General features: G+C 67.3%; 5 protein-coding genes and 2 tRNA genes. 4 read left to right on the top strand and 3 right to left on the bottom strand.

The window, feature by feature from the left end:
* Positions 1-7,042, top strand: a 7,042-nt coding sequence (locus LZ005_RS21070) for an Ig-like domain-containing protein (protein WP_237810495.1), incomplete at its 5' end; no start/stop codon positions are given.
* Between the two features lie 104 nt (positions 7,043-7,146).
* Here the strand turns inward: LZ005_RS21070 and LZ005_RS21065 are convergent.
* From LZ005_RS21065 to LZ005_RS21055, 3 genes are all read right to left on the bottom strand, one after another.
* Positions 7,147-7,223: transfer RNA gene (locus LZ005_RS21065), tRNA-Asp, on the bottom strand.
* A 34-nt stretch (positions 7,224-7,257) separates the two neighbouring features.
* Positions 7,258-7,333, bottom strand: a tRNA-Val gene (locus LZ005_RS21060).
* Between the two features lie 79 nt (positions 7,334-7,412).
* Positions 7,413-9,527, bottom strand: coding sequence for a S9 family peptidase (locus tag LZ005_RS21055; protein ID WP_237810479.1), 2,115 nt, complete (start codon positions 9,525-9,527; stop codon positions 7,413-7,415).
* 51 nt (positions 9,528-9,578) lie between these two features.
* On the opposite strand from LZ005_RS21055, the gene LZ005_RS21050 reads away from it, so the two are divergent.
* From LZ005_RS21050 to dinB, 3 genes are read left to right on the top strand one after another with little or no spacing between them, the layout of a single operon-like run.
* On the top strand, positions 9,579-10,835 hold the full coding sequence (locus LZ005_RS21050) for an MFS transporter (protein WP_237810477.1): 1,257 nt from the start codon (positions 9,579-9,581) through the stop codon (positions 10,833-10,835).
* Complete coding sequence (locus tag LZ005_RS21045) at positions 10,832-12,094, top strand: glycerate kinase (RefSeq protein WP_237810476.1); 1,263 nt, start codon at positions 10,832-10,834, stop codon at positions 12,092-12,094. The genes LZ005_RS21050 and LZ005_RS21045 overlap by 4 nt, the downstream gene beginning before the upstream one ends.
* A 22-nt stretch (positions 12,095-12,116) precedes the next feature.
* The gene (dinB, locus tag LZ005_RS21040) at positions 12,117-13,184 is read left to right on the top strand and encodes a DNA polymerase IV (protein ID WP_373889450.1); all 1,068 of its coding nucleotides are present in this window, start codon (positions 12,117-12,119) and stop codon (positions 13,182-13,184) included.
* The last annotated feature ends 11 nt before the right edge of the window (positions 13,185-13,195 follow it).

Genomic DNA, 13,195 nt, shown 5'->3' with positions numbered 1-13,195 from the left:
AAACGTCGGCACGGCCGGCGGCTCGCTGACCGTCACCCTCGATACGACGGCCCCGTCGGCACCGAGCACGGCCATCGATCTGAGCAGCGGCTCGGACAGTGGTTCCTCGAACACGGACAACATCACCAGCACGCTGGCCCCGACCGTGCGTGTCAGCCTGGCCGGCACCAATGCCGTGGCTGGCGATCTGGCCGAATTGCTGCTGGGCGGCTCCGCGCTGGCCCATGCCGTCACGGCGACCCTGAGCAGCACCGACATCAGCAATGGCTACGTCGATCTGACCGTCACCAGTGGCGACCTCGGCAGCGACGGCACGAAGGCCCTGACGGCGCGCGTCACCGACAAGGCCGGCAACGTCGGCACGGCTGGCGGCGCGTTCAGCTTCACGCTCGACACCACGGGCCCGTCTGCCCCGAGCACGGCTGTCGATCTGGCCAGCGGTTCGGATAGCGGTCTGTCGAACTCGGACGACATCACCAGCACGCTGGCCCCGACCGTGCGCATCAGCCTGGCCGGTACGAATGCCGTCGCCGGTGACATGGCCGAGCTGCTGCTTGGCGGATCTTCGCTGGCCCATGCCGTCACGGCGACGCTGAGCAGCACTGACATCAGCAACGGCTACATTGACGTCAGTGTCACCAGCGGCGATCTGGGCAGCGATGGCAACAAGGTCTTCACGGCGCGTGTGACCGACAAGGCTGGCAACGTCGGCACCGCCGGCGGCTCGCTGACCGTCAAGCTGGATACGACGGCACCGTCCGCACCGAGCACAGCCGTCGATCTGGTCAATGCCTCCGACAGCGGCTTGTCGAATTCCGACAACATCACCAGCACCCTGGCCCCGACGATCCGCATCAGCCTGGCCGGTACCAATGCCGTGGCCGGCGATGTGGCCGAGCTGCTGCTCGGTGGTTCCGCGCTGGCCCATGCAGTCACCGCTTCGCTCAGCAGCACCGACATCAGTAATGGCTATGTCGATGTCAGCCTCACCAGCGGCGATCTGGGCAGCGATGGCAACAAGGTCTTCACGGCCCGCGTCACTGACCAGGCCGGCAACGTCGGCACGGCTGGCGGCTCGCTGACCGTCACCCTCGATACGACGGCCCCGTCGGCGCCGAGCACGGCCATCGATCTGGCCAGTGCTTCGGACAGCGGTTCCTCGAACACGGACAACATCACCAGCACCCTGGTCCCGACGGTGCGCGTCAGCCTGGCCGGCACCAATGCTGTCGCTGGCGATCTGGCCGAACTGTTGCTGGGCGGCTCCGCGCTGGCCCATGCCGTCACCGCAACGCTGAGCAGCACCGACATCAGCAATGGCTATGTCGATCTGACCGTCACCAGTGGCGACCTCGGCAGCGACGGCACGAAGGCCCTGACGGCCCGCGTCACCGACAAGGCCGGTAACGTCGGCACGGCTGGCGGCGCCTTCAGCTTCACGCTCGACACCACGGCCCCGTCGGCGCCGAGCACGGCTGTCGATCTGGCCAGCGCCTCCGACAGCGGCAGCTCGAACACGGACAACATCACCAGCACGCTGGCGCCGACTGTACGCATCAGCCTGGCCGGTACGAATGCCGTCGCCGGTGACATGGCCGAGCTGCTGCTCGGCGGTTCTTCGCTCGCCCATGCGGTCACGGCAGTGCTGAGCAGCACCGACATCAGCAATGGCTATGTCGATGTCAGCGTCACCAGCGGCGACCTGGGCAGCGATGGCAACAAGGTCTTCACGGCGCGTGTGACTGATCAGGCCGGTAACGTGGGTACGGCCGGCGGCTCGCTGACCGTCACCCTCGACACCACCGCGCCGGTGGCGCCGTCGGCGCCAGCCCTGGCTGTCGGTTCCGACACCGGCCTGTCGACAAGCGACAACCTGACCAACCTCACCACGCCGACCCTGAGCGGGACGGCCGAAGCCGGCGCGATCGTCACCTTGTACGATGGCGCCACCTCGATCGGCAGCGCCGTCGCCACGGGCGGCAACTGGAGTATTACCACCAGCACGCTGGCGGAAGGCGCACATACGCTGACCGCCAAGGCCACCGATGCGGCTGGCAATACCGGCGTCGCCTCGAGCGGCCTGTCGGTCCAGGTCGATACGACGGCACCGACGCTGAGCATCAGCAGCAATGTCTCGGCCCTGAAGATCGGCGAGACGGCCACCGTCACCTTCACCTTCAGCGAAGACCCGGGCAGCAGCTTCAACAGTGGCGATATCACGGTCAGCGGTGGCACCCTGGGTAGCCTCAGCGGCAGCGGCCTGACGCGCACGGCCGTCTTCACCCCAACCACGAATACGAATGGCGGCACTGCGTCGATTACCGTCGCGGCCGCCAGCTACACGGACGCCGCCGGCAACAGCGGCGGCGCCGGAACCAGCCCCAGCCTGACGTTCGACACGCTGGCGCCGACGCTCAGCATCACCAGCGACAAGTCGGCCCTGAAGATTGGCGAGACCGCCACCATCACCTTCACCTTCAGCGAAGATCCGGGCAGCAGCTTCACCTGGGATGGCAGCAGCGGCGATATCACGGTCAGCGGCGGCACCCTGTCGGCCATCAGTGGCACCGGCGTGACGCGCACGGCCGTGTTCACGCCGACCGCCAACACGAATGGCGGCACGGCCTCGATCACGGTGGCTGCGAGCAGCTACACCGACGCGGCTGGCAACGGCGGTGGCGCCGGCAGCACGCCGAGCGTCAGCTTCGATACGCTGGCCCCGAACGCGCCGGCGACGCCGGACCTGATCGACGCCAGCGACAGCGGCGCATCGGCCACCGACAACCTGACCAAGCTGACTACGCCGACCTTCAGCGGCACTGCAGAAGCCGGTGCGACCGTGACCCTCTACGAAGGCAGCACCGTGCTCGGCACGGCGGTGGCCACGGGCGGCAACTGGTCGATTACCAGCAGCACCCTGAGCCAGGGCAGCCACACGGTCTACGCCAAGGCCACCGACGCCGCCGGCAATACCGGCATCGCCTCGGGCAATCTGACGCTGAACGTCGATACCACGGCCCCGACGCTGAGCATCACCAGCGACAAGGCCAATCTCAAGGCGGGCGAGACGGCCACGATCACCTTCACCTTCAGCGAAGATCCGGGCAGCAGCTTCACCAGCGGCGACATCACGGTCGCTGGCGGCACCCTGGGTACGCTCAGCGGCAGCGGCCTGACGCGCAGCGCGGTGTTCACGCCGGCGGCGGACATGGACGCGCGCGCGGTGTCGATCACCGTAGCGGCGGCCAGCTACTCGGATGCCGCTGGCAACAATGGCGGTGCCGGCGCCAGCCCGACGATCAGCGCCGATACGCGTGCGCCGGCCGCGCCCTCGGTACCCAAGCTTGACAGCGACAGCGGCGCCTCGTCGACCGACAATCTGACCAATGCGGCGACCCTGAGCTTCAGCGGAACGGCCGAGGCAGGTTCGACGGTGACCCTGACCGATGGCAATGGCAAGGTGTTGGGCACCGGCGTGGCCGATGGCGGTAACTGGTCGATCGCGGTGGGTGGACTGGCGGAAGGCGCGCTGCAGGTCGCGGCCTTCGCGACTGACGCTGCAGGTAACATCGGCGCCGCCTCCGGCGCCCTGAACGTGCAGATCGACCGTACGGCCCCGAACGCGCCGGCCCTGGCACTGCCCAAGGGCGGCAGTATCAGCAATGACGGTGCCGTCAGTCTGAGCGGCCTGGAAAATGGCGCTGTCTGGGAATACAGCCTCGACGGCGGCAAGCAATGGCTGGCCGGCAGCGGCAGCCAGCTGGTCCTCAGCGGCGACGGCATGAAGAATGTGTTGGTGCATCAGATCGACATGGCCGGCAATGTGGGCAGCAATGCCAGCTTGCAGTTCATGCTCGATACCCAGCCGTTGACGACGGCCAGTATCAGTGTCGGCGCCCTCGAAGTTGGCGGCGGCAATAGCGTCGAGGTCGTCGTGCGCTTCCCGTTCGCGGTGTCGGGCTTTGGCCTGGAAGACCTGACGGCCGCGCACGGCAAGCTCGACCAGCTGGTGATGACCGATCCGGGCCGCGCCTGGTCGATGCGCTATACGCCGAATCCCGGCTACACGGGCAGCGAGACCCTGGTGCTCGATCTTGGCGGTGTCAGCAGCAGTGCCGGCTCCGTCGGCCGCGGCCAGGTCAGCTCGGCCAGCTTCCAGGTCGATACCCAAGGCCCGGGCGCCACCGTCAGCGTGGTCGAGTCGACCCTGAACGCGGGCGAGACCGGCCACCTGAATATCCAGTTCAACGAGGCCGTGCGTGGCTTCGGCCTGGAAGACCTGCGCGCTGATGGCCTGAGCGTGTCGGACCTGAGCTCGAGCGACGGCGGCCGCACCTGGACCGCCTTGCTGCGTCCGCTATCGGGCAACGATGGCGGCGGCAAGACGGTCAGCCTGGACCTGAGCGGCGTGCGCGATGTGATCGGCAATGCCGGTCAGGGCCAGGTGCTGTCCAACAGCTACACCGTGCATGCGCCGGGCCTGGGCGCGCAGATTGCGCTCGACAAGACGACGCTGCTGGCGGGCGACAGCGCCACCGTGCAGATCGCCTTCAACCAAGTGGTCAGCGGCTTTGACCTGTCCGACCTGCAAGTCAGCGGCGGCAGCCTGTCCGGCCTCAGCAGCAGCGATGGTGGCAAGACCTGGCAAGCGCGCCTGACCCCGGCTGACAATCTCCAGACCAACGGCAACCTGATCACGCTGGCCCTGGCCGGCGTGCGCGGCGCCGATGGCCTGGCGGGCACGGGCACGGTCAGCTCGGGCAGTTTTGCGACCAACACCGTGCGTCCGGGCGCCACGCTGAGCCTGGCCGACAGCACCCTGCAAGCGGGCAAGGCCACGACCTTGAAGGTGCAGTTCAGCGAGGCCGTGACTGGCTTCGGTCTGGAGGACCTGCAGGTCAGCGGCGCCACCCTCGGCCAGCTGAGCAGCAGCGATGGCGGCCTCACCTGGACGGCCAGCCTGCAGCTGCCGGCCACGGCCGCCGCCGGTAACCTCGATGTGCGTCTGGCGCTCGACGGCGTGCGCAACCTGGCAGGCAATAGCGGCCTGGGCAGCGTAGCCTCGAACAGCATGCTGGTGGTCTCGGCCGGCGCGGTGCTGGGCACGGTCGACGGCGTGACGACGGTGACCGACTCGCGTCCGAACCCGAACCTGGGCTCGCGCGACCAGGTGCTGGTGGTGCCCGTCACCACGCCGAGCCGCTCGGACGACCCGAACTCGCCGAACGCCAACCTGGCCGATATTCCGATTGGCGTGAGCGGCAATGGCGGCGACCAGACCAAGCTGACCGTCTCGCTGCCGGTCGGCGCCGGGGTCCAGGTCGAAGGTCCGCAGACCCTGCTGACCAAGGACCAGGCCAGGATCGACCTGATCCAGCGCATCGAATCGCGCACCCCGACCGGCTCGCAGGAACAGTCGCATATGACGGGCCTGGGTACCGACTTCTTGAATACCATCGGCGCGACCGGCATCGAGTCGAAGACGGTGGTGCCGGTGGCGACCTACACCGGCGGCCGCTCGCCGACGATCATCGTCTCGGGCAGCTCGACCACGCCGCCGACGGGCAGCACGAATAGCACGGCCATCGGCCTGGTGATCGATACCAGCGCCCTGCCGGCGAATTCGACGATCAAGCTCGACAACGTGGACTTCGCCGCGATCGTCGGCGCGGTCACGGTGCGCGGCGGCGATGGCCGCAACTATGTGATCGGCGACTCCGCGTCCCAGACCATCTATCTGGGTGCGGACGACGACATCCTCAACGGCGGCGGCGGCGACGACTTCATCGGCAGCGCCGGTGGCGACGACATACTCGACGGCGGCGCCGGCAATGACCTGGTCGCCGGCGGCATCGGCAACGACAAGCTGTTCGGCAGTGAAGGCAACGACGTGCTCGAAGGCGGCCGCAGCGACAGCGGCAGCTGGAAGTTCTTCGTCAAAGGCGACGGCAGCATCCAGGCCCTGCACAACGGCGCCGTGTTCGCCGAGGGCCTCAGCGAATGGGTGGATGGTAAGGAGTTCGACAGCAGCAATGCCGATCTGGCCTTCCTGAGCCATCAGAGCGCCAAGCTGGTCGATGTGGCCCTGCTGTACAGCGCCTTCGGGCGCGCGCCCGACCTCGGCGGCCTGGCCTACTGGTCGCGCGCCGAAGTGCCGGCGGCCGATATCGCGGCCGGCATGCTGCGCTCGTCCGAATGGGCTGGCAACACCCTGGCCCAGGCCAGCAACACCGACTTCCTGAACGGCATCTACCAGCAGATTCTCGGCCGCATGCCGGATGCTGCCGGTCTGCAGTTCTGGCTCAACCGCCTGGCCGGAAGCGACGGTCAGCCGGCCGCCACGCGCATGGACGTGCTGCTGTATCTGGCCCTGAGCGGTGAACACCGCACGGCGATGACGACCAGCGATGGCATCGTCGTCGGCGAGGTCAAGACCCAGACCGAGCGCGGCTGGTTCAGCGGCAGTGGCGACGACATCCTCGATGGCGGTCCGGGCAGCGATGTACTGGTCGGTGGGGATGGCTTCGATACGGCCGTCTACTCGGGCAAGCAGGATGGCTACAAGATCCTGATCGGCAAGGATGGCACGCTGAAGGTGGCCGACAAGGCCAATAGCGATGTCGATACCCTCATCGAGATGGAGCGCATCCAGTTCGCCGATGGCAAGCTGGACCTGGGCTTCACCCAGGCCCCGGCGGCCAAGCTGCAGACCCTGGGCATGCTCTACCAGACCCTGTTCCATCGCGCGGCCGATTTCGGCGGTCTGCAGTACTGGCTCGGCAAGTCGCTCGACACGGCCGGTCTGGCCCAGGGCTTCACCGGCCTGAACGAGTTCCAGAACCTGTACGGCAAGATGGACAACGCGGCCTTCGTCCAGGCCCTGTACGCCAACACCGGGCTGGCCGCCACGGCCGCCGGCGGCCAGCAGTCCTGGATCGACTATCTGGGCAACCACACGCGTGCCGAACTGGTCGCCAACTGGGTCAGCAACAGCGCCGTGATCGCCGCCGAAAACGGCAGCAACGGGGTCTGGCTGCTGTAAGCGCGCACACACGCATCCGCCTGCTGCGGCGGGTGCGTGTGGTGAGGGGAAAAACTGGAAGTGGAAAACAAAAAAGCCACCCGTAGGTGGCTTTTTCTTGATGCTGGCGGAGCGGACGGGGCTCGAACCCGCGACCCCCGGCGTGACAGGCCGGTATTCTAACCAACTGAACTACCGCTCCGTGCTTTCGCAATCGGTCTTCGTTGAGTGCCCAATGGTGGGTGCTGAGAGGGTCGAACTCCCGACCTACGCCTTGTAAGGGCGCCGCTCTACCAACTGAGCTAAGCACCCATTTGGAACCACTCTGACGTGTGTCAGCACGTCCGAAAGAGGCCGTATTATAGACGCCCTTCTCCGGACATGCAAGCCCTTACTGCGTGATCCCCCATTGCGCGAGCATCCAGGCCTGGATGAAGGCCTGCTCCTTGAGCGCGTCGTAGCGGCCCGAGGCGCCGCCGTGGCCGGCCCCCATGTTCACTTTCAGCAGCAGCGGATTGCTGTCGGTTTTGTAGGTGCGCAGTTTGGCGACATATTTGGCCGGCTCCCAGTACATGACCTGGCTGTCGTTCAGGCCGGTGGTGACGAGCATCGACGGGTAGGCCTTCTTCTCAATATTGTCGTAGGGCGAGTAGGACTTCATGTAGTCATAGGCCGCCTTCTCGTTCGGGTTGCCCCATTCGAGGTATTCGCCGGTGGTCAGCGGCAGGCTGGCGTCCATCATCGTGTTCATCACGTCGACGAAGGGCACGGCCGCATGCACGGCATGGAACAGGTCGGGGCGCATATTGGTGACGGCGCCCATCAGCAGGCCGCCGGCGCTGCCGCCCTGGATCACCAGCTTGTCCTTGTTCGTGTACTTGTTGGCGATCAGCCATTCGGCGCTGTCGATGAAGTCGTAGAAGGTATTCTTCTTCTTCATCAGCATGCCGTCTTCGTGCCAGTGCTCTCCCATGTCGTTGCCGCCACGGATATGGGCCTGGACGAAGATCACGCCGCGGTCGATCAGCGACAGGCGGTTGGACGAGAACGCAGCCGTGGCCGGGATGCCATACGAGCCATATGCGTAGAGCAGCAGCGGGGCCGAGCCGTCGAGCTTGGTGCCCTTCTTGTAGATGGTCCACAGCGGCACTTTCACGCCGTCGCGCGCGGTCGCCCACAGACGGTGCGCTTCGTAGCGGCTCGGATCGAAACCGCCGAGCACTTCCTGGCGCTTGAGCACGGTCTGCTTGCCGGTCTTCATGTCCACATCGAGCGTCGTGGCCGGCGTCAGCGGCGACTGGTAGGACAGGCGCAGCTGGCTGGCCGTGTACTCGGGCGTGCCGCCCTGGCGCAGCGTGTAGACCTCGTCGTCGAATTTCACCGTCTGCCAGTGTTTGCTGGTGAAGTCGTAGATGCGCAGGCGGTCGAGCGCCTGGCTGCGCTCGCTCACGACGAGAAAGTTCTGGAACATGTCGATGTCGGTGATCAGCACGTCCGCATTGTGCGGCACCACTTCGGTCCAGTGCTTCTCATCGGGCGTGGCCAGCGGGGCCTTCACGACGCGGAAGTTCTTGGCGTTCTTGTTGGTCAGGATATAGAGCTCCTTGCCGCGCACATCGACTTCATAGCGGTGGCCCTTGTTGCGGCCGAGCGAGCGGAAAGCGGCCGTCGGCGTGGCCGTCGGCAGCAGGCGCACCTCGTGGGTGTCGGTCGCATGCGATTGCAGCACGAAGTATTTTTCGTCGCGCGTGGTGCTCAGGCTCAGCGCAAACAGCTCGTCCTTTTCGGTCAGCACCTGTTCCGGCTGGCCGCCGAGCTTGATGCGCAGCAGGCGGTCGCTGCGCTTGGTGACGGCGTCTTCCTGCAGCAGCAGCAGGGTCTGATTGTCGGCGGCCCAGGCCAGGCCGGTGATGCGCGGCTGCGCGGCCACCAGTTCCTTGCCGCTGGCCAGGTCCTTGACGTGCAGTTCGTACTGGCGGAAGCCGGTGGTGTCGGTCGTGTAGGCCAGCAGCTTGGCGTTCGGGCTGACCGCCATGCGGCCAACGGCGAAGAATTTGTGGCCCTCGGCCATGGCGTTCATGTCGAGCAGGACTTCCTCGGCCGCCTTCTCGTCATAGGCCTTGGCGGCGTTGGCGTGACGCCGCGCGTACACCTGGTACTGCTTGCCCGCTTCGCTGCGGAAGTAGTAGAAGTAGTCGCCTTTGCGGGTCGGCACCGACAGATCGGTTTCCTTGATGCGCCCTTTCATCTCCGCGTACAGGGTGTCGGTCAGCGGCTTGAACGAGGCCGTCATGGCCTCGGTGTAGGCGTTCTCGGCATTGAGATGGGCGATGACGGCCGGGTCCGTCTTTTTGTGCATCCAGCGGTAGTCGTCGGTGACGACTTCACCGTGGCGGGTTTCCTGCCAGGCCGTTTTGGCGGCCACTGGCGGGGTCGGGAGGTCGGCGGCGTGAACGCTGGTGGCGATCAGGCCGGCCATGAGAGGTCCGAGGATAAGGCGCGACACTTCAACTCCTTTGTGCAAAGATGGCGGTTCATGATTTTCTGGAGCCCCTGAATGCTGGCTGAGGCCAAAGTGTATGCGAAGCTGGACCGTAGGCTGCTGCCGCTGTTGTTTTTCTGCTATGTGGCGGCCTACCTCGACCGCGTGAATGTCGGCTTCGCCAAGCTGCAGATGATGGGCGACCTCGGCCTGTCCGACCTCGCGTATGGCACCGGCGCCGGCATTTTCTTCATCGGCTACTTCCTGTTCGAAGTGCCGTCGAATCTGATTCTCGCCAAGGTCGGCGCGCGCCGCTGGATCGCGCGCATCATGATCGGCTGGGGGCTGGTGTCCTGCGCCAATCTGTTCGTGCGCGACGCGGCCAGTTTCTACCTGCTGCGCTTTCTGCTCGGTCTGGCCGAGGCCGGTTTCTTCCCCGGCATCGTGCTGTATCTGACCTACTGGTATCCGGCCGCGCGCCGCGCCCGCATCGTTGCCATCTTCATGAGCGCGGTGGCGGTGGCCGGTGTGGTTGGCGGGCCGCTGTCGGGCTGGATCATGGCGCGCTGCGCCGGCCTGCACGGACTGGCCGGCTGGCAGTGGCTGTTCCTGCTCGAAGGCCTGCCCTCGATCGTACTCGGTGTTGCCGTGCTGCTCTGGCTCGACGACCGCATCGCCGACGCGCGCTGGCTGACGCCCGCCGAACAGCAGCTGCTGACCCAGGCCGTCGCCGCCGAGGCGCGCGCCATCGCTCCGCGTTCGCTGCGCGCCACCTTTGCCGATGGCCGCGTGTGGGCGCTGGCCCTGGTCTATTTCTGTTTTGTGATGGGCCTGTACGGGGTGAGCTTCTGGCTGCCGCAGCTGCTGAAAAACGCCGGTGCCCAGGATGTGCTGACGATCGGCCTGATGACGGCCGTGCCCTGGTGTCTGGGCGCGCTGGCGATGATCGCGCTGGCGCGCCGCTCCGACCGGCTGGGTGAGCGGCGCGGCCATGTGGCGCTGGCGGGTCTGGCCGGCGCGGCCGGCCTGCTGCTGTCGACGCTGGCGGCGGGCCAGCCCTGGCTGTCGCTGGCCGCGCTGAGCCTGGCCACGGCCGGCATTCTCGCCACGCTGCCGATTTTCTGGAGCCTGCCGACCGCCATGCTGAGCGGCGCGGCGGCGGCGGCCGGCATCGCGCTGATCAACTCCTTCGGCAATCTGGCCGGCTTCCTCAGCCCCTTCCTGGTCGGCGCCATCCGCGAGGCCAGCGGCAGCACCAGCGGCGGCATGCTGGTGCTGGCGGCGGCCATGCTGATCGGCGCCGCCATCGTCACGCGGGTGGCGCGCCCATGATGCCTCTCCTGGACGCCATGATGCAGGCCGCGCTGGCGGCCGTCGACCCGATGCGGGTGCTGCCGGCCCATCTACCGCCGCCGCCGCGCGGGCGCACGGTCGTTGTCGGCGCTGGCAAGGCCAGCGCGCGCATGGCGCAGGCGCTCGAGGCGCATTGGGCGGGGCCTTTGTCGGGCGTGGTCGTCACGCGCTACGGCTATGGGGCGCCGTGCACGCGCATCGAGATCGTGGAGGCGGCCCACCCGGTGCCGGATGCGGCCGGGGCGGCCGCGGCCCAGCGTGTGCTGGCGGCGCTGCAGGGACTGACGGCCGACGATCTGGTCATCTGTCTGATGTCGGGCGGCGGCTCGGCCTTGCTGGCCATGCCGCCGCCGGGCGTGAGCCTGGACGACAAGCGTGCCTTGACGCGCGCGCTGCTGATGTCGAGTGCGCCGATCGGGGCGATCAACACGGTGCGCCGCCATCTGTCGGGCATCAAGGGCGGGCGGCTGGCGCTGGCCTGCCATCCGGCCCGTGTGCACACGCTGGTGCTGTCCGACGTGCCGGGCGATGATCCGGCCGTGGTGGCCTCGGGCCCGACCTTGCCCGATGCGAGTACGGCGGACGATGCGCTGGCGCTGCTGGCGCGCTATCAGATCGCGGTGCCGCCTGCCGTGGTGGCGGCCCTGCGCGATCCGGCGCTGGCGGCGCCGCGGCCGGGAGATGCGCGGCTGGCCGGGCATGCCGCGGCCATCATCGCGACCGCCGACACGGCGCTGGCGGCGGCTGAAGCGGTCGCACGCGCGGCCGGCTATCCGGTGATGAACCTGGGCGGTGCGCTGGAAGGCGAGGCGCGCGAGGTGGCGCGGGTGCATGCGGCGCTGGCGGCTCAGGGGGCGGGGCGGCTGGTGATCCTGTCCGGCGGCGAGACCACGGTGACGGTGCGCGGCTCGGGACGCGGGGGGCGCAATACCGAGTATCTGCTGGCGCTGGCCCTGGCCCTCGATGGCGCGCCGGGCGTGCATGCGCTGGCCATCGATACCGATGGCATCGATGGCAGCGAGGACAATGCGGGCGCCTGGATCGGGCCGGATTCGCTGGCGCGCTTTGATGGCGATGCCCAGGCGGCGCTCGATAACAACGATGCCTACGCGGTGTTCGCGGCCCTCGGTGATCTGGTGGTGACGGGGCCGACGCGCACCAATGTGAATGATTTGCGGGTGGTTTTGGTGGAGCGCGCGGGTCTTAAGACCCGCCCTACGACCCGCCCTACTGTATAAAAACACAGCTATACTGTCGGGCGTGAATGCTCCGGTACGAAAAATCATCCACTGCGATTGCGACTGCTTTTACGCTTCGGTCGAGATGCGCGATAACCCTGCCCTGCGCGAGGTGCCGCTGGCCATCGGCGGCCGGCCGGACCAGCGCGGCGTGCTCGCCACCTGCAACTACGTGGCGCGCGCCTTCGGTGTGCGCTCGGCCATGGCGACCTCGCAGGCGCTCAAGCTGTGCCCCGATCTGGTGGTGCTGCCGCCGAATATGGAGAAGTACCGCGCGGCCTCGCGCCAGATCATGGCCATCTACCGCGGATACACGGAGCTGGTCGAGCCGCTCTCGCTCGATGAAGCCTACCTCGATGTGAGCGATGCGCCGCACTGCAAAGGCAGCGCCACCCTGATCGCCCAGGAGATCCGCGCCAAGATCGCGGCCACGGTCGGCATCACCGCCTCGGCCGGGGTGGCGCCCAACAAATTCGTGGCCAAGATCGCCAGCGACTGGAACAAGCCCGATGGCCTGTTCCTGGTCAAGCCGGATGAAGTCGACGCCTTCGTCGCCGCCCTGCCGGTGAAGAAGCTGTTCGGCGTCGGCAAGGTCACGGCGGCCAAGCTCAATCGGCTGGGCGCCCATACCTGCGCCGATCTGCGCAGCTGGTCGCTGCTCGATCTGGAGCGCCACTTCGGCCGCTTCGGCGCGCGCCTGCATGACCTGTGCCGCGGCATCGACCAGCGCGCCGTGCAGCCTTCGCAGGAGCGCAAATCGGTCAGCGTGGAGGAGACCTACACGCCCGATGTGCCCGACCTGCCGGCCTGTCTGGCCCTGCTGCCGGAGCTGTTCGAGCAACTGCAAAAGCGCATCGCGCGCGCCAACTGTGCGCAGCAGGTGCACAAGCTGTACGTGAAAATCCGTTTCGCGGACTTCCATCACACTACCGTCGAATGTCTGGGCCGCGCGCCCGACCTGGCCCAGTACGCGCGCCTGATGGAGACCGGCTGGCTGCGCGCCAGCCAGCCGGTGCGCCTGCTCGGCGTGGGCGTGCGTCTGGCCGAGGCGCGCGGGCGCGATCAACTCAGCCTGTTCGACGGCGTGTAAAATAGCCGACC

The organism is Massilia sp. TS11 (assembly GCF_022012445.1).
GTDB lineage: Bacteria > Pseudomonadota > Gammaproteobacteria > Burkholderiales > Burkholderiaceae_D > Telluria.
This window is presented reverse-complemented; position numbering and strand designations above follow the sequence as displayed.